General features: G+C 60.6%; 17 protein-coding genes. 9 read left to right on the top strand and 8 right to left on the bottom strand.

Annotation, left to right across the window (positions count from 1 at the left end):
• The first annotated feature begins 21 nt into the window (after positions 1–21).
• From ACI512_RS27015 to ACI512_RS27005, 3 genes are all read left to right on the top strand, one after another.
• Positions 22–1,143 (top strand): beta-ketoacyl-ACP synthase III, encoded by a 1,122-nt coding sequence (locus tag ACI512_RS27015; protein ID WP_064052685.1) that lies wholly within the window; start codon positions 22–24, stop codon positions 1,141–1,143.
• Between the two features lie 144 nt (positions 1,144–1,287).
• A complete protein-coding gene (locus tag ACI512_RS27010; RefSeq protein ID WP_405121433.1) occupies positions 1,288–1,902 on the top strand; it encodes an RNA polymerase sigma factor in 615 nt (204 codons plus the stop codon).
• On the top strand, positions 1,896–2,141 hold the full coding sequence (locus tag ACI512_RS27005; RefSeq protein ID WP_236381295.1) for an anti-sigma factor: 246 nt from the start codon (positions 1,896–1,898) through the stop codon (positions 2,139–2,141). The genes ACI512_RS27010 and ACI512_RS27005 overlap by 7 nt, the downstream gene beginning before the upstream one ends.
• Positions 2,142–2,247: 106 nt before the next feature.
• Here ACI512_RS27005 and ACI512_RS27000 read toward each other — a convergent pair whose 3' ends face one another.
• On the bottom strand, positions 2,248–3,591 hold the full coding sequence (locus ACI512_RS27000) for a putative porin (RefSeq protein WP_015885282.1): 1,344 nt from the start codon (positions 3,589–3,591) through the stop codon (positions 2,248–2,250).
• A 284-nt stretch (positions 3,592–3,875) separates the two neighbouring features.
• On the opposite strand from ACI512_RS27000, the gene ACI512_RS26995 reads away from it, so the two are divergent.
• Positions 3,876–5,000 (top strand): GNAT family N-acetyltransferase, encoded by a 1,125-nt coding sequence (locus ACI512_RS26995; RefSeq protein ID WP_064052687.1) that lies wholly within the window; start codon positions 3,876–3,878, stop codon positions 4,998–5,000.
• 256 nt (positions 5,001–5,256) lie between these two features.
• Here the strand turns inward: ACI512_RS26995 and ACI512_RS26990 are convergent, their stop codons facing one another.
• The 4 genes from ACI512_RS26990 to ACI512_RS26975 all read right to left on the bottom strand — a co-directional run bounded on the left by ACI512_RS26990 (position 5,257) and on the right by ACI512_RS26975 (position 9,480).
• On the bottom strand, positions 5,257–7,089 hold the full coding sequence (locus ACI512_RS26990; protein WP_236381296.1) for an ABC transporter ATP-binding protein: 1,833 nt from the start codon (positions 7,087–7,089) through the stop codon (positions 5,257–5,259).
• Between the two features lie 82 nt (positions 7,090–7,171).
• A complete protein-coding gene (locus ACI512_RS26985) occupies positions 7,172–7,735 on the bottom strand; it encodes a peptidylprolyl isomerase A (RefSeq protein ID WP_015885279.1) in 564 nt (187 codons plus the stop codon).
• Between the two features lie 3 nt (positions 7,736–7,738).
• Entirely contained in the window at positions 7,739–8,542 is an 804-nt protein-coding gene (locus ACI512_RS26980) for an alpha/beta fold hydrolase (RefSeq protein ID WP_015885278.1), read from the bottom strand.
• A 14-nt stretch (positions 8,543–8,556) separates the two neighbouring features.
• A complete protein-coding gene (locus ACI512_RS26975; protein ID WP_015885277.1) occupies positions 8,557–9,480 on the bottom strand; it encodes a LysR family transcriptional regulator in 924 nt (307 codons plus the stop codon).
• Positions 9,481–9,529: 49 nt separating this feature from the next.
• On the opposite strand from ACI512_RS26975, the gene ACI512_RS26970 reads away from it, so the two are divergent.
• From ACI512_RS26970 to ACI512_RS26960, 3 genes are all read left to right on the top strand, one after another.
• Positions 9,530–9,844, top strand: coding sequence for a 3-phosphoglycerate kinase (locus ACI512_RS26970; protein ID WP_122810128.1), 315 nt, complete (start codon positions 9,530–9,532; stop codon positions 9,842–9,844).
• Between the two features lie 150 nt (positions 9,845–9,994).
• On the top strand, positions 9,995–10,594 hold the full coding sequence (locus ACI512_RS26965) for an FMN-dependent NADH-azoreductase (protein WP_236381297.1): 600 nt from the start codon (positions 9,995–9,997) through the stop codon (positions 10,592–10,594).
• 202 nt (positions 10,595–10,796) lie between these two features.
• Complete coding sequence (locus ACI512_RS26960; protein ID WP_236381298.1) at positions 10,797–11,666, top strand: carboxylate/amino acid/amine transporter; 870 nt, start codon at positions 10,797–10,799, stop codon at positions 11,664–11,666.
• On the opposite strand, the gene ACI512_RS26955 is transcribed toward ACI512_RS26960, so the two are convergent.
• Positions 11,663–12,961 carry a mechanosensitive ion channel family protein gene (locus ACI512_RS26955; protein ID WP_236381299.1) on the bottom strand — a complete coding sequence of 433 codons (1,299 nt, stop codon included), beginning with the start codon at positions 12,959–12,961 and terminating at the stop codon, positions 11,663–11,665. The genes ACI512_RS26960 and ACI512_RS26955 overlap by 4 nt on opposite strands.
• 193 nt (positions 12,962–13,154) lie before the next feature.
• Between ACI512_RS26955 and ACI512_RS26950 the strand changes: the two genes are divergently transcribed.
• A complete protein-coding gene (locus ACI512_RS26950) occupies positions 13,155–14,501 on the top strand; it encodes a DEAD/DEAH box helicase (RefSeq protein ID WP_043205730.1) in 1,347 nt (448 codons plus the stop codon).
• A gap of 50 nt (positions 14,502–14,551) precedes the next feature.
• On the opposite strand, the gene ACI512_RS26945 is transcribed toward ACI512_RS26950, so the two are convergent.
• A complete protein-coding gene (locus ACI512_RS26945; protein WP_064052693.1) occupies positions 14,552–14,827 on the bottom strand; it encodes a hypothetical protein in 276 nt (91 codons plus the stop codon).
• A 153-nt stretch (positions 14,828–14,980) separates the two neighbouring features.
• Here ACI512_RS26945 and ACI512_RS26940 point away from each other — a divergent pair, with 153 nt between their 5' ends.
• Complete coding sequence (locus ACI512_RS26940) at positions 14,981–15,370, top strand: hypothetical protein (protein WP_015885270.1); 390 nt, start codon at positions 14,981–14,983, stop codon at positions 15,368–15,370.
• 48 nt (positions 15,371–15,418) lie between these two features.
• Here the strand turns inward: ACI512_RS26940 and ACI512_RS26935 are convergent, their stop codons facing one another.
• Complete coding sequence (locus tag ACI512_RS26935; protein WP_405121432.1) at positions 15,419–16,285, bottom strand: DUF6279 family lipoprotein; 867 nt, start codon at positions 16,283–16,285, stop codon at positions 15,419–15,421.
• Positions 16,286–16,332: the final 47 nt, after the last annotated feature.

Below are 16,332 nucleotides of genomic sequence, written 5' to 3'. Positions count from 1 at the left end.
GACAGATTTAGAGGAACGACCGTGCATAACGTCGTCATCAGCGGCACTGGCCTGTACACCCCGGCCAACAGCATCTCCAACGAAGAGCTGGTGCAGTCTTTCAATGCTTACGTGCATCAGTTCAACAGCGATAACGCCGCCGCCATCGAGCGCGGTGACGTGCAGCCGCTGACCGAATCCAGCGCGGCCTTCATCGAGAAAGCCTCGGGCATCAAGAGTCGCTTCGTGATGGACAAAGACGGCATTCTCGACCCGCAGCGCATGGCCCCGCGCCTGCCCGAGCGCAGCAACGACGAATGGTCGGTGCTCTGCCAGATGGCCGTCGGCGCCGCCGAGCAAGCCCTGCAACGCGCCGGTAAGACTGCCGCCGACATCGACGGTGTAATCGTCGCCTGCTCCAACCTGCAACGCGCTTACCCGGCCATCGCCATTGAAGTCCAGGAAGCCCTGGGCATCGAAGGGTTTGGCTTTGACATGAACGTGGCCTGTTCTTCGGCCACCTTCGGCATCCAGAACGCCGCCAATAGCATCCAATTGGGCCAGGCGCGGGCGATCCTGATGGTCAACCCGGAAGTCTGCACCGGGCATCTGAACTTCCGCGACCGTGACAGCCACTTCATCTTTGGTGATGCGGCCACTGCCGTGGTGCTGGAGCGCGCCGACCTGGCGACCTCCGAGCATCAGTTCGACGTGGTGAGCACCAAGTTGCTGACCAAGTTCTCCAATAACATCCGCAATAACTTCGGCTTTCTCAACCGCGCCGCGGAAGAGGGCGTCGGCGCGCCGGACAAGCTGTTCGTGCAGGAAGGCCGCAAGGTGTTCCGTGACGTATGCCCGATGGTGGCGGAATTGATCGGCGTGCACTTGGAAGAGAACCAGTTGAACGTGGCCGATGTGAAGCGCTTCTGGCTGCACCAGGCCAACCTGAGCATGAACCACCTGATCGTGAAAAAACTGCTGGGCCGCGAAGCCTCGGTGGAAGAAGCGCCGGTGATCCTCGATACCTACGCCAATACCAGCTCGGCGGGTTCGGTGATTGCGTTTCACACCTACCAGGATGATTTGCCCAAGGGCTCCGTGGCAGTGCTCAGTTCGTTTGGTGCGGGCTATTCGATCGGCAGCGTGATCCTGCGCAAGCGCTGATTGGTCGGTCGGACTCGGTCAAATGTGGGAGCAGGCTTGCCTGCGATAGCATCACTGCGGTGTGACTGATACACCAAGGTGTCTGCATCGCAGGCAAGCCAGCTCCCACAGGAATCGGGTTTCCACGGTGGAATCGAGGTAGACATGGCAGCAGCGGACGACACGCACCTGCTTGAACGCCTGCTCAAGGGTGAGCAGCGGGCCTACAAGGAATTGGTCACCACCTACCAGAGCGCCATGCGGGCGGTGGCCTATGCCATCGTCGGCCAGCGCCACGCCGACGAAGTCGTGCAGGACGCCTGGCTGTCAGTGGTACGCAACCTGGCCAAGTTCGAAGGACGGTCCAGCCTCAAGACCTGGCTGCTGACCATCACCGCCAACGCCGCCAAAGGCCGCTACAAGCAGAACCGTCGTGAGGTGTTGCTCGACGATTTGCCTTCGCCCCATGGCACCATCGGTGACGAGCGCTTTTCCCCGGACGATGGCCACTGGGCCGTCGCCCCCTACGCCTGGCATCAAGACACCCCGGAAGCGCTGCTGACCGAAGATGAACTGCGCCAATGCCTGGAGCATACGTTGCTGAGCCTGTCGGAGTTGCAAAGCAGCGTGCTGGTGCTGCGTGAACGCCAGGGCCTGGAGCTGGAAGAGATCTGTAATCTTCTGACGCTGTCGCTCTCCAATGTCCGTGTGCTGTTGCATCGGGCGCGGCTTAAAGTCTTCGCCTCGGTGGAGCATTTTGAGGAAACGGGCGAATGTTGACCTGTAAAGAGCAAGTGGCACGTTCCAGTGACTACCTCGATGGGCAATTGACCTTTCGCGAGCGTCTGCTGGTGCGTCATCACTTGATGTTCTGCCCGAACTGCCGTCGGTTTATCCGCCAGATGCGCCTGCTGCAGGCGACGCTGAAGATCATGCCGGATGAGCCGGTAGAGGGTGTGGATGCCCTGGCGCAGCGGCTGGCTGGCGAGCGGCTCAAGGATCACAAAGGCGGGGAATAAGCAGGCTCGCGTGGTTGAATCGGACGGATGATGGGGACCGATCCACCCACGCAAGGCTGTAGAGCCACCTCGGGCCGTCCTGGCCCAAGGCTTATGACGCGTGCAGTTAGAACTTGGCTTCTGCGTCCAGCTGGAAGGTGTTGGCTTTCGCGCTACGGTCCACGAGTGTGCGGCTGTAGGTGTCGGTCTTGGTCAGGAAGTAGGTGGCGCCGATGGCGAAGTTCTTGTCGATGTCATAGCCGACTTTGAACTTGTGGCCACGGGAGCCGGTGAAGCCGCCGCCGAAGTCCGAGTCGGTAAAGGCACCCACCACGGCGTTTTTCTCTACGTCGCGATAGTTGTAGTCCAGGTTGAAGCCGAACACCTTGGACTTGGCACCCAACAACCAGGCGGTGTCGGCATCGTCGATAGCGTCGTTGTTTTTTACGTACTGGCCGTAGAACGCCAGAGGCACTGCCAGGCCACCGATATCGACTTGGCTGAAACCTTCATACAGGCGGAACTCGCCGTTTGGCGTGTTGCCGTTGGTCGCCAGTACGTTCGGGGTGCTGGTCCCGGAGGCACGGCTGTCTTCGTCGTTCTGGTAGGCGTAGATGCTGCCGCCCAGGGTCACTTTCAGGTTGTCGGTCACCGAGAAACGGGTGCCCAACTGGCCGGTAGTCAGGCGCAGGTCGTGGCGGTACTGCACGCCGTCACCGTCCACGTTGTCCTTGAGGTTGTAGTTACCCAGGCTGCCGAACAGCTCGGCGCTGCCACCCAGTGGGTACTTGTAGGTGACTGCCAGGCCTTCGGGGTTGATGTCGCTATCCCAGATCACGTCGCCCATGTTGACCCACGGCTGCAGCATTTTGCCGCCAATGATGTGCAGGTTCTTGATCTGGTCGGGGTGGTAGTCGATGTAGCCGAGGTCCAGCCAGATCGATTTTTTATCGAAGTAGCCGTCCAGGTCCTGGTTGGTGGAGCGCGCATCGCTGCCGCCGCCGGTGGCGATACGAATACCGGTGTCCACTTGCGGGTTGATCTCGGTGTAGGCGCCGAGGCGCGCACGGATCCGTTCGCGATCTTTGTCACGGCCGGTGACGCCGGCGCGGGTGACGCCATTTTCGCCTTCGACCTTGATGGTCTCGTGGCGCATGCGCACATCACCCTTGAACTGAGTCTTGGCGGCCCAGGCCAGCTTCTGGTCGAAGCTGCTCAGCTCGTTGGTTTTTTTCGCGGTGGCCGCGATCTGTTCGTTGGTCTCTTGTTGAGCTTGCCGTGCGATCTGCTGTTCTTTCTGGTCTTTGGCCAATTCGCTTTGCAGTTCAGTGTACTGCGCAGCGGTGATCTGGCCGTTGGCCTTGAGCATGTCGAGCAATTTAGCGTCGACTGCAGCGCTGGCCGGAACGCTCAGGGCCAGTAACAGGCCGCCGCACAGGACCGCCGCAGTTTTAGTGGAAGCAAGACGCATATCAATCTCCGAAAGTGAGGAGGGATGGCAAACCATCCAGGACACAACCGACCGATGACGGACGGAACACATAACCACCTGATAGAACCAGGCGCTCTAAAAACAGGCGTCAGTATCACGATCGTTTATGACGCCGCAGTGGCTAAGTGATGTCATCTACATGACAAATTATTCATCTTCGGAACTATTGGTTTAGAGCCTTGTCGCGCGAATCGGGGGTGTGCGAAGGCCAGCGATCAGCGATACTCGCCAGGCTTTCACGCCCTGAAGTAGTGAGGATGCCGATGCCGTTGCAACGCCTGGACAGCCTGTCCGAAATCGCCCCGCAAGCCTGGGATTCGCTGGTGCCACAGGCCCAGCCGTTCGTGCGCCATGCGTTCCTGAGCGCGTTGGAAGACAGCGCCAGCCTGGGCCCGCAATCGGGCTGGCAACCGGAGCATCTGTTGCATTGGGAGGGCGATCGACTGGTGGCGGCGTTACCCAGTTATCGCAAGTGGCATTCCTACGGCGAGTACGTGTTTGATCACGGTTGGGCCGATGCCTGTGAGCGGGCCGGTATCGAGTACTACCCCAAGCTGCTGACGGCGGTGCCGTTCAGTCCCGTGGGTGGCCCACGCCTGTTGGCGGTCCGTGCCGAGGACGGTTTCGAGCTGCTCAAAAGCCTGCCGGGTTACCTGGAAATCGAAGGGCTCTCCAGTGCCCATATCAACTTCACCGATGACCTGGCCGATGAGGCACTGGCCCAACAACCGGGCTGGTTACAGCGCCTGGGGTGCCAGTTTCACTGGCAGAACCGCGGCTACCGCGACTTCCAGGACTTCCTCGACGCCTTGAGTTCACGCAAGCGCAAACAAATGCGCAAAGAGCGTGAACAAGTGGCGGGGCAGGGGATCGACTTCGAGTGGCTGCAAGGTCATGAACTGAGCGAAGCCCAGTGGGATTTCGTCTACGCCTGCTACGCCAACACCTACGCCGTGCGCCGCCAATCGCCCTACCTGACCCGCGCGTTTTTCAGCCTGTTGGCCGAGCGCATGCCCGAATCGATCCGCGTGGTGCTGGCCAAACAAGGCACACGCCCGGTGGCCATGGCTTTCAGCCTGATCGGCGGCGACAGCTTCTATGGCCGCTACTGGGGCTGCCTGGCAGAGTTCGATCGCCTGCACTTCGAAACCTGCTTCTACCAGGGCATGGACTACGCCATCGCCCACGGCCTGCAACGCTTCGACGCGGGGGCACAGGGCGAGCACAAGTTGATTCGCGGGTTTGAACCGGTGATTACGCGCTCGTGGCACTACCTGCGCCATCCGGGGTTGAAGAACGCCGTGGAGGATTTTCTTGAACGCGAGCGGGTGGGGATTGTGGCGTATGCCGAAGAGGCGAGGGCAGCCCTGCCTTATCGGCAGGTGTAAAGGGCGTGCTATATCCTGCTGTGCGCGCAAGTGCAGAAGAACTGGCAGGTATTTGTAGTGAGCGGGCTTGCCCCGCGCTGGGTTGCGAAGCGACCCTGACCAAGGCACTGCATTCTTTCAGGAAAGCCGCAGTGCCAGGGGTTGGGGCTGCTGCGCAGCCCAGCGCGGGGCAAGCCCGCTCACCACAGTAAGCCTGCTCACCACAGCAAGCCCGCTCACCACAGTAGCCTGCTCCCCCATTTAGAAAACCGTGGCATCAGTCGATGCCGACAAACCCCCCGGTCTGGTGCTGCCATAACCGTGCATACAAACCGCCGTGTTCCAGCAATTCGGCGTGGCTGCCGCTCTCGGCAATCTGGCCTTTCTCCAGCACCACCAGGCGGTCCATCCGTGCAATGGTCGACAGGCGGTGCGCAATCGCGATCACTGTCTTGCCCTGCATCAGGGTCTCCAGGCTTTCCTGGATCGCCGATTCCACTTCCGAGTCCAGCGCCGAGGTGGCTTCGTCCATGATCAGGATCGGCGCGTCCTTGAGCAGCACGCGGGCGATGGCAATGCGTTGACGCTGCCCGCCGGAGAGTTTTACCCCGCGCTCGCCCACGTGTGCGTCCATCCCGGTACGGCCTTCGGCGTCCGACAGCAGCGGAATGAACTCATCGGCGCGCGCCTTGTGCACCGCCGCCCAGAGCTCTTCATCGGTTGCATCCGGCTTGCCGTACAGCAAGTTGTCGCGGATCGAACGGTGCAGCAGCGAGGTGTCCTGGGTGATCATGCCGATTTGCTCGCGCAGGGTTTCCTGGGCGACCTCGGCAATGTTCTGGCCGTCGATCAGGATGCGCCCGCCTTGCAGGTCATAGAGACGCAGCAGCAGGTTGACCAGGGTCGACTTGCCCGCACCGGACGGGCCGATCAGGCCGATTTTTTCACCGGCCTTGATCTCAAGGTTGAGGCCGCCAATGATCCCGCTCTTCTTGCCGTAGTGGAAATCCACCTGCTCAAAGCGCACCTCGCCACGGGGTACGCTCAGGCGCGGGGCGTTGTCGCGGTCGATCACGGCCAGCGGCTGGGCGATGGTTTTCAGACCGTCCTGCACGATGCCGATGTTTTCGAAAATGCCGTTGACCACCCACATGATCCAGCCGGACATGTTGACGATGCGAATCACCAACCCTGTGGCCAGGGCGATGGCGCCCACGGTAATCAGCGACTGGGTCCACAGCCACAACGCAAGGCCGGTGGTGGTGACGATCAGCAGACCGTTCAGGACCGTGATCACCGCATCCATGCTGGTGAGCACGCGTGCGGCCAATTGGGTCTTTTCGGTCTGCTCGATGATCGCTTCCTTGGCGTACTCCTGCTCATTCTGCGTATGGGCGAACAGTTTCAAGGTGGTGATGTTGGTGTAGCCGTCGACGATACGCCCCATGAGTTTGGAGCGTGCTTCGGAGGAGATCACCGAACGTTCCTTGACCCGCGGCACGAAGTAACGCAAGGCCAGGCAGTAACCAATGATCCACGTGATCAACGGAATCATCAGCCGCCAGTCGGCTTCTGCAAACAACACCAGGGAGGTGATCGCGTAGATCGACACGTGCCAGATGGCTTCCGCCGTCGCTACCGCCGAGTCACGCAACGAGTTACCGGTTTGCATGATGCGTTGGGCAATACGCCCGGCGAAATCGTTCTGGAAGAAGTTCAGGCTCTGCTTGAGCACGTAGCTGTGGTTCTGCCAGCGGATCAGACTGGTCATGCCAGGGTTGATGGTCTGGTGCACCAGCAAGTCATGCAGGCCGTTGAAAATCGGACGCAGGAGCAGGGCGACCACGGCCATCCAGATCAGCTCAGTGCTGTGGATCTGGAAGAAGTTCGCCGGTGGCGTGCCCTGGGCCAGGTCGATGATGCGGCTGAGGTAGCTGAACAGCGCCACTTCGATCAGGGCGCCGACCAGGCCCACCACCAGCAACGCGGCGAAGCACGGCCACACTTGGCGCAGGTAGAAGAGATAGAAGGGCAGGGCTTTATCGGGAGGAGCGGCGCCAGGGGCATCGCGGAAAATATCGATCAGTTGTTCAAAACGACGATAGAGCATTAGGGTTGACGCCCGCCGCGCGGGCTCTCCTGTTCAAATGCGCGCGCGGCCTTGTGGGCTGCGCGCGGAACTACCTGCTATCTCAGTCGATGCGCTTGGCCGACTTGATGTACACAGGATCGATTGGCACGTTCTGCATGCCCTGCTTGGTGGTGGTCTGCGAGTTGACGATCACATCAACGACGTCCATGCCCTTGACCACTTTGGCGAATACCGCGTAACCGCGATCACGGCCTGGGTCGAGGAAGGCATTGTCGGCCACGTTGATGAAGAACTGGCTGGTGGCCGAATCCGGGTCACTGGTACGCGCCATGGACAGGGTGCCACGTACGTTATGCAGGCCGTTGTTGGCTTCGTTCTTGATCGGTGCATCAGTGGGTTTTTGTGTCATTGCCTGGGTGAAGCCGCCGCCCTGGACCATGAAGCCTGGGATCACGCGGTGGAAAATCGTGTTGGTGTAGAAGCCTTTATCGACATAGGCCAGGAAGTTCTTGGTGCTGATCGGCGCCTTGACCGGGTCCAGTTCGATCTCGATGTCACCGTTGGTGGTAGTGATCAATACGTGGGGCGCCTTGGCCGGCTGGGCCGCCATCAGGTTAGCAGCGAACAAAACAGAACCGGCAAAGAAGGCGATTTTTTTCAGCATGGGTCAGTGATCCTGGGTAGTGGTTTCGACTGTCTTTAGAAAATCGAGCAGGGTTGCGTTAAAGACTTCGGGTTGATCCAAGGGCGTGGCATGGCGGGAATCTTCGATCACCACCAGTCGCGCATCGGGCAGCAGTTTTACATAGTTTTCTTTCTGCGCCACGGGGGTGTAGTCGTGGTCGGCGCTGATGACCAGGGTTGGACAGGTTATCCTCGAAAGTCGTTCCTGCACGCCCCAGCCCACAATCGCATCGAAGCTGGCGAGATAAGCACGTTTGTCGTTTTTTGCCCAGCGCTCGGCCATCTTGCGGCGCAGGTCGGCCTGGTGCGGTTTGGGGAATAGCCGTTCACCCAGCGCATTGCCGATGGTGGCCAGGCTGAGCACCCGCGCGAGGGTCCAGCGCTTGGCCCACTGCCAATAGTCGTCGGCACTGCGCACCTTGACCTCGGGCGCGCTATTGACGATGCACAGGCTTCTAACGAGTGCAGGCTCGTCCACCGCCAATTGGAAGGCGATCATGCCGCCCATCGACAAGCCCACCACATGCGCCGGCGGCAGGTGCAGGTGCTCGATAAGGGCAAGCACGTCGTGGGTGAACCCTTGGATGCTGTAGCGTTCGCGCGGCTTATCCGAGCGCCCGTGGCCACGCACATCCACCACGATCAGGCGGTAATGCCTGGCTAGCACCGGAACCTGCAACTCCCAATCCTGGCTGCTGGAACCCAGGCCGTGGATCAGGATCAGCGGCGTGCCGTGGCCGTATTCCTCGTAGTGCAGGCTGCAGCCTTCGTGGTCGAACCAGGCCATCGGTGAACTCCGTTTCAGGCTTGCCGGGGCGCGGCGAAAGGCGCGTCCAGCGGGGCAGTGTCAAAGGTGCGCAGCAGTTCCACGAGGATCTGCGTCGCCGGCCCCAAGGGTTTGTCCTTGTTGGAATACAGGTAGAACGTGGGGTGGCGGCTGCCGCCCTGTTCCAAGGGTAGCTGCTTGAGCACGCCCTCGGCGAGTTCGCGTTCGATCATGTGCCGAGGCAACCAGGCGAAGCCCAGGCCGCTGCCCACAAAGGCGGCGGCGGTGGCCAGGCTGCCGACGGTCCAGCGCTGTTCGGCGCCGAGCCAGCCGACGTCGCGTGGTTGCTGGCGGCCGGAGTCGCGGATCACCACCTGCATCTGGCTTTCCAGGTCCTGGAAGCTCAGTTCGCGGTGCATGCGGTGCAAGGCATGTTCGGGATGGGCTACCGCGACAAACTCTACGTCGCTCATTTCCGTGCCCAGGTAACCGGGGATGCTGAAGCCGCAGATCGCCAGGTCGGCGACGCCCTCGATCAACAACTCCTCAACGCCCGACAACACCTCTTCACGCAGGCGCACCCGGCAACCACGGCTTTGCGGCATGAACGCGGTGAGCGCGCGCACCAGGCGTGCGTTCGGATACGCCGCGTCCACCACCAAGCGTACTTCGGCTTCCCAGCCCTGCTCCATATGGTGGGCGAGGTCTTCCAGTTGGCTGGCGTTTTTTACCAATTGCCGGGAGCGGCGCAGCAGCACTTCACCGGCGTCGGTGAGGACCGCCTTGCGCCCATCGATGCGCAGCAGCGGCACGCCGAGCTGGTCTTGCATGCGGGCCACGGTGTAGCTCACCGAGGATTGCGAACGGTGCAGCGCTTCGGCCGCCTGGGCGAAGCCGCCATGGTCGACCACGGCTTGCAGCGTGCGCCATTGATCGAGGGTAACGCGGGGCGCTTTCAAGATGGGTTCCTCTTGTCCTAAGCTGGCGGTCCTTATTGGAGACTGCCGAATGAGAAAATTCTGTTGTGTGTTGCTGGCGCTGCTGCCGATGGGCGCGTTTGCCTACCCCATCGACGTGACTAAAAAGATCGACGGCGTGAGCATCGATTACACCGCCTCCGATGTGGACGGCGATATCAGTTCGATCCAACTCAATAACTACGGCACCCAGGACGCCGTCTGCTCGGTAATCTTCACCAACGGCCCGGAAGCGCCGCGTCGCAGAACGGTCACGGTGCCGGCAGGCAAAAGCACTAACACCACGGTCAAGTTCAACCGCGCCATTATCAAGATGCGCATTGCACTGACCTGCGCACCCAAGTAACGCTGCAGCGGAGCATGCCCACGGCGCACTCCGCCTATAAACAAATTTATAGATGGGTTATAGCAGTTTTTTGCGCTTTTTAATCGAATTGGCTCTGTTTAATCTTCACTCCATCGACTTACAGCAATTACAGATGGAGCCTACAACGCCATGTCCAATGTTCTGATCATCGAAAGCAGTGCCCGCCAGCAGGATTCGATCTCTCGCCAACTGACCCAGCAGTTCATCAGCCAATGGCAGGCCGCCCACCCGGCGGATCAGATCACCGTGCGTGACGTGGCCCTCAACCCGTTGCCGCACTTGGACGCCAACCTGCTCGGCGGCTGGATGAAGCCGGCGGATCAGCGCAATGGCCACGAACAGGCGTCCCTGGATCGCTCCAACGAATTGACCGACGAACTGTTGGCCGCCGACGTGCTGGTAATGGCCGCGCCGATGTACAACTTCGCCATCCCCAGCACCCTCAAAGCCTGGCTGGACCATGTGTTGCGGGCCGGCGTGACCTTCAAGTACACCGCCACCGGCCCTCAGGGTCTGCTGACCGGCAAGCGTGCCGTCGTGCTCACCGCTCGCGGCGGCATCCATACCGGTGCCAGCTCTGATCACCAGGAACCCTACCTGCGTCAGGTCATGGCGTTTATCGGGATTCACGATGTCACGTTCATTCATGCCGAAGGGGTGAACTTGAGCGGGGACTTCCAGGAGAAGGGCATCAACCACGCCAAGGCGCTGCTGGCACAGGTCGCTTGATCCTTTAATCGCCACATAATCGCGCAGTGTTTATATCGCTCCACGCAAACCCTTCAAGTACGCGTAACGAACCTCCCTTTGCACTTTTGCTCCTGAGTGCTACCGCCCGACTGACGCTTTAGCGAGGTCGGGTTTTTTTTACCCCGAGTTTCTTCACTCGCCGAAAACCTTTAATGTCCCGCCCATTCGAAATGAGGCGCGCATGGGCTACTTACTGGTTGTCACCCTGATTCAGGCATTTTCCTTCAGCTTGATCGGCGAATACCTCGCCGGTCACGTCGACAGTTACTTCGCGGTGCTGGTGCGGGTGTTGCTGGCCGGTCTGGTGTTTATCCCACTGACCCGCTGGCGCTCGGTAGAACCGGCGTTCATGCGGGGCATGCTGGTGATCGGCGCGCTGCAGTTTGGCGTGACCTACGTGTGCCTGTACCTGAGCTTTCGCGTGCTCACGGTGCCGGAGGTGTTGCTGTTCACCATCCTCACGCCGTTGCACGTGACCCTGATCGAAGACGCCTTGAACCGGCGCTTCAACCCTTGGGCGCTGATCGCCGCGCTGGTCGCGGTGGCGGGTGCGGCGGTGATCCGTTTCGACCAGATCACCCCGCACTTCCTCGGAGGCTTCCTGCTGCTGCAACTGGCCAACTTCACCTATGCCGCCGGGCAAGTGATGTACAAACACTTGGTGGCGCGTTATCCCAGTAATTTGCCGCATTACCGACGCTTTGGTTATTTCTACCTGGGCGCGTTGCTGGTGGTATTGCCGGCGTTCCTGTTGTTCGGCAAAGCCAACTTCCTGCCCGAGGCGCCGCTGCAATGGGGGGTGCTGGTGTTCCTCGGGTTGGTCAGCACTGCGCTGGGCATGTACTGGTGGAACAAGGGGGCTTGCCTGGTGCAGGGCGGCACCCTGGCGGTGATGAACAACCTGCATGTGCCGGTGGGGTTGCTGCTGAACCTGCTGATCTGGAATCAGCACGAGCCGTTGGGGCGACTGGCATTGGGTGGGTTGGTGATTCTGGCGGCGGTGTGGATCAGCCGGTTGGGCGTGAAGGCGCCCAACCGCTCCGTGGTTTAGCCAGCGCGACTTTCAGGGGCCGGCAAATGACTGGCCCCCAACACCGCCGGCAACACCCCCGCGCGCAAGTCATTCCCACTCGGCTGCTGATACAAACTCAAGCCAAATTCCGGCAACACCGCGAGCAAGTAATCAAAAATGTCCCCCTGGATCCGTTCGTAATCGGCCCACGCCGTGGTGCGGGTAAAGCAGTAGATTTCCAGCGGCACGCCCTGGGCGGTGGTCTGCATCTGGCGCACCATGCAGGTCATGTTCGGCTGGATGTCCGGATGGCTTTTCAGGTAGGCCAGGGCATAGGCGCGAAAGGTGCCGAGGTTGGTCATGCGGCGGCGGTTGGCCGACAGCTGTGCACTGTGGCCCTGGGCTTCGTTCCAGGCCTTGAGCTCAGCCTGCTTGCGCCCGATGTAGTCGGTGAGCAGGTGCACCTGGGTCATGCGCAGTTCTTCGTCGTCGCGCAGGAAGCGCACGCCGCTGGCGTCGATAAACAGGCTGCGCTTGATGCGCCGCCCGCCGGAGGCCTGCATGCCGCGCCAGTTCTTGAACGACTCGGACATCAGGCGCCAGGTAGGGATGGAGACGATGGTCTTGTCGAAATTCTGTACCTTGACCGTGTGCAGGGTGATGTCCACGACATCGCCGTCGGCGCCGACCTGGGGCATCTCGATCCAGTCGCCCACCCGCAGCATGTCGTTGCTGGTCAACTGCACGCTGGCGACGAACGACAGCAGCGTGTCCTTGTACACCAACAGGATCACGGCTGACATGGCGCCAAGACCCGACAGCAGCAACAGCGGCGAACGGTCGATCAGGGTGGCGACGATGATGATTGCGCCAAACACGAACAGCACCATCTTCGCCAACTGCACGTAGCCCTTGATCGAGCGGGTGCGGGCGTGTTCGGTGCGGGCGTAGATGTCCAGCAGGGCGCTGAGCAGGGCGCTCATGGCCAGTACCAGGAACAGGATGGTCAGCGCCAGGGCCACGTTGCCGATAAACAGGATGGCGGTCTTGCTCAGGTCCGGCACCAGGTACAGGCCGAATTGGATCACCAGCGAGGGCGTCATCTGTGCCAGGCGATGGAAGACTTTGTTGTGCCGCAGGTCATTGAGCCAATGCAGGGCCGGTTGCCGGCCGAGCAGTTTGATGGCGTGGAGGATGAGGTAACGTGCCACTCGTCCAAGCAATAGAGCCACCACCAACAACACCACAAAACCGAGGCTGGCATGCAGCAGCGGGTGTTGATCGAGGGCGCCCCAGAGGTCTTGGACGTTGAGCCAGAGCTGTTTGATATCCATGGGTGAAACCGATTCTTCTATGGGACAAGACGGGGCGATTAGAGCATTTAAGTGCAACAAAGTTGATGTCATGGACAAATGCCCTGACAAAAAAGCGCCTGAATGACACCGTTCGCGTAAAGAAACTCGGTTTGGACGGCCGAAACCGGTACCCTATGCAGCTGATTTTTTGTATTTCTTCGAGGTAGCACCCGTGTTTTCCCAATTCGCCCTGCACGAACGCCTGCTCAAAGCCGTGGCCGAGCTTAAATTTGTCGAGCCTACGCCGGTGCAAGCAGCGGCCATCCCGCTCGCGCTCGAAGGGCGTGACCTGCGGGTGACGGCTCAAACCGGGAGTGGCAAGACCGCCGCTTTCGTCCTGCCGATTTTGAATCGCCTGATCGGCCCGGCCAAAGTCCGGGTCAGCATCAAGACCCTGATCCTGCTGCCGACCCGCGAGCTGGCCCAGCAGACCTTGAAGGAAGTGGAGCGCTTCTCGCAGTTCACCTTCATCAAGTCCGGCCTGATCACCGGCGGTGAAGACTTCAAGGTGCAGGCCGCCATGCTGCGCAAGGTGCCGGACATCCTGATCGGCACCCCAGGCCGCATGATCGAGCAGCTCAACGCCGGCAACCTCGACCTCAAGGAAGTCGAAGTGCTGGTGCTCGACGAAGCCGACCGCATGCTCGACATGGGGTTTGCCGATGACGTGCAGCGCCTGGTGGCCGAGTGCATCAATCGCCAGCAGACCATGCTGTTCTCCGCCACCACCGGCGGTTCCACCCTGCGCGAGATGGTCGCCAAGGTGCTGAACAACCCTGAGCACCTGCAGGTCAACAACGTCAGCGACCTCAACGCGACCACGCGCCAGCAGATCGTCACGGCTGACCACAATGTGCACAAAGAGCAGATCCTCAACTGGCTGTTGGCCAACGAGACCTATCAGAAAGCCATCGTGTTCACCAATACCCGCGCTGCCGCCGACCGTATCTACGGCCGCCTGGTTGCCCAGGAATACAAGGCGTTCGTGCTGCACGGCGAGAAAGACCAGAAGGACCGCAAGCTGGCCATCGACCGCCTCAAGGCCGGCGGTGTGAAGATCCTCGTGGCCACCGACGTTGCCGCGCGCGGCCTGGACGTGGACGGCCTGGACCTGGTGATCAACTTCGATATGCCACGCAGCGGCGACGAATATGTGCACCGCATCGGCCGTACCGGGCGTGCCGGCAATGATGGCCTGGCGATCTCGCTGATCTGCCATGGCGACTGGAACCTGATGTCGAGCATCGAGCGCTACCTCAAGCAGTCGTTCGAGCGTCGCACCATCAAGGAAGTCAAAGGCACCTACACCGGGCCGAAGAAGGTCAAGGCATCGGGCAAGGCCGTTGGCGTGAAGAAGAAAAAGACCGACGCCAAGGGCGACAAGAAAAAGGCCGGCGCCAAGTCGCCGACCAAACGCAAGATTGCCAACCGGCCGAAGACCGACAACCTGTCGCTCGTCAGCAAGGACGGCATGGCGCCACTCAAGCGCCGCAAGCCGGAAGCGCCGGCTGCTGAATAAGGCTTGAGTGATATGAAAAAACCGGACGTTTGTCCGGTTTTTTTATGCCATCAGCTTTTGGCTTTGGCCGCTGCTTCCTTGAGCTCCTTGAGGCGGGCGTCGATCAACTGGCATTTGTCCGGGAACTCTGCGCTTTCGGTATCCAGGTCCATCTTCTGCAGCTCGTCGTTCATCTCCTTGGCCTTGGTCGGGTTCTGTTCGGTCAGTTTGGCCACTTCCTGGGCCAGTTGCTCGCGCTTGGCCGTGGCCTCGTCGGGCGTGCAGGCCCAAGCGGGCAGGGCGGCGGTTAGCGTGGCGACGATGGCCAGGTTCATCAGGGTTTTCATGGGCAGACCTCCTTGGCGGTTATGTGCTGTTGAGGGCGCGAACGTCTGGAAAGTTCAGAGAAATGACGTCCGTCTATTCGGCTGAACGGCCAGTGACGTGGCCTGTCACAACCTTGACGGGCTACTTTCCACCAGCCTGCAGGAGGAATCAGGATGACGACTTACAACTGGGATCTGATCGAACGTCTGCTGCATGAAGTGCAGAACGGCGAGGGCAGCTTCGCCCCGCGCAAATACGCCGAGCAGGAAGCGGCCGAAAAGGCCACGGCGGGCGAGTCCACCGGCAACCTGGATGCGCTGAAGAAGACGGCGGCAGATTATGAAGCGCTGCTGTTCAAGCGTGGCTTTATTGAGTCGCGCCCTGAGGAAGAGGGCGGAAATGGCGAGAATTTCATCCTCACTCCGCTGGGCGCACAACTGTTGGCGCTGATCGACAGTTCGATTCCCGGCAATGATCACCCACGTCAGGTGCTGGATGAGCAGGCGGACGCGCTGGATCCGGCGACCTTTGCCGAGGTGGCTTCCAAGGCTCAGATTGCCTGATCCGCCACTGCGCTCATCTAATGTGGGCGGGGGCCAGCCCCTCTCACATTAACTTGCGCTGCCCTTGAGGCATTTCAGTGCCTTGAAGTCGCTGCGTACACCGTCGATTTTTTGCGTCAGTTTCAGGCGCTGTTGCACGCTCCTTTGCGCCATCAGGTCGACGATCAGGCTGCGTGCTGCCGCTTCTGTCTCGGCGTAAGCGACGCGGTACTCCGGCGTCCACAGGCTTTCCCGGTCCACCAGCAGTTGCTGCATTTTCTGCGGGAAGTCGGCGCTCTGGCGTTGCTTCACGGCGTCGATAAATTGCGCCTGCCAATGCGCGCGGTTACCGATCCATTGCTGGTTTTGCTCACCCAGGCTGATGGACCAGGCCGTGACGCGGTTTTTCTGGCTATCGCTCAGCGGCCCCATCCACGCATCCAGGCGTTTATTCATGCGTTCGGCGCGTTCTTGGATCTGCTTGGCCAGCGGTGGCTTGAGGTACTCGTCCTGGCGCTTGCGCAGGTCTTTGGACAACGCGTCGTTCATCTCTTTGACCTGTTGATCGTCCAGCCCCTGCAACAACTCGATGGCTGACGGTGTGACCTCGCGGGCGATCTCGGCGATGGCCTGCTTGGCCTCTACGGTGCGCGTCTGCAAGGCCGCTTCGGTAACCTGGTTGTCGTCGACCATCTGCTGCAGGCGGTCCAGCCAGTCCAGGTAGCCCGGCAGTTGTGTGGTGCAATGCCAGGCCAGGTGCTCCTTGAGCTTGTCGTTGAACCAGCTCTTCTGCCCGGCGTTCATGTCCAGGTAGTCGTTGAGGGTCCAGGGAATGATCACGTCCAGGTTGCGATAGGCCAGGCCTACGCGATTGCAGCCGGCGAGCACCAGGCTCAGGGTCAGCAGTACGACGAGTAATTTGAGCCGACGCAGCATGGGCGGGTCCTTCGCAATGTGGGTTATCACATGTGAGCCTGCGCGGG

Origin of the sequence: Pseudomonas petroselini (assembly GCF_045037875.1) — a bacterium.
GTDB classification, from domain to species: domain Bacteria; phylum Pseudomonadota; class Gammaproteobacteria; order Pseudomonadales; family Pseudomonadaceae; genus Aquipseudomonas; species Aquipseudomonas petroselini.
This window is presented reverse-complemented; position numbering and strand designations above follow the sequence as displayed.

What these genes read in the sequence shown, in the direction of transcription:
- ACI512_RS26965 (WP_236381297.1), top strand. Translation starts at nt 9,995, where the DNA reads ATGTCCAATGTTCTGATCATCGAAAGCAGTGCCCGCCAGCAGGATTCG.
- ACI512_RS26990 (WP_236381296.1), bottom strand. Translation starts at nt 7,089, where the DNA reads ATGCTCTATCGTCGTTTTGAACAACTGATCGATATTTTCCGCGATGCC.
- ACI512_RS27000 (WP_015885282.1), bottom strand. Translation starts at nt 3,591, where the DNA reads ATGCGTCTTGCTTCCACTAAAACTGCGGCGGTCCTGTGCGGCGGCCTG.
- ACI512_RS27005 (WP_236381295.1), top strand. Translation starts at nt 1,896, where the DNA reads ATGTTGACCTGTAAAGAGCAAGTGGCACGTTCCAGTGACTACCTCGAT.
- ACI512_RS26940 (WP_015885270.1), top strand. Translation starts at nt 14,981, where the DNA reads ATGACGACTTACAACTGGGATCTGATCGAACGTCTGCTGCATGAAGTG.
- ACI512_RS26970 (WP_122810128.1), top strand. Translation starts at nt 9,530, where the DNA reads ATGAGAAAATTCTGTTGTGTGTTGCTGGCGCTGCTGCCGATGGGCGCG.
- ACI512_RS26980 (WP_015885278.1), bottom strand. Translation starts at nt 8,542, where the DNA reads ATGGCCTGGTTCGACCACGAAGGCTGCAGCCTGCACTACGAGGAATAC.
- ACI512_RS27010 (WP_405121433.1), top strand. Translation starts at nt 1,288, where the DNA reads ATGGCAGCAGCGGACGACACGCACCTGCTTGAACGCCTGCTCAAGGGT.
- ACI512_RS26960 (WP_236381298.1), top strand. Translation starts at nt 10,797, where the DNA reads ATGGGCTACTTACTGGTTGTCACCCTGATTCAGGCATTTTCCTTCAGC.
- ACI512_RS26995 (WP_064052687.1), top strand. Translation starts at nt 3,876, where the DNA reads ATGCCGTTGCAACGCCTGGACAGCCTGTCCGAAATCGCCCCGCAAGCC.
- ACI512_RS26985 (WP_015885279.1), bottom strand. Translation starts at nt 7,735, where the DNA reads ATGCTGAAAAAAATCGCCTTCTTTGCCGGTTCTGTTTTGTTCGCTGCT.
- ACI512_RS26955 (WP_236381299.1), bottom strand. Translation starts at nt 12,961, where the DNA reads ATGGATATCAAACAGCTCTGGCTCAACGTCCAAGACCTCTGGGGCGCC.
- ACI512_RS26945 (WP_064052693.1), bottom strand. Translation starts at nt 14,827, where the DNA reads ATGAAAACCCTGATGAACCTGGCCATCGTCGCCACGCTAACCGCCGCC.
- ACI512_RS26935 (WP_405121432.1), bottom strand. Translation starts at nt 16,285, where the DNA reads ATGCTGCGTCGGCTCAAATTACTCGTCGTACTGCTGACCCTGAGCCTG.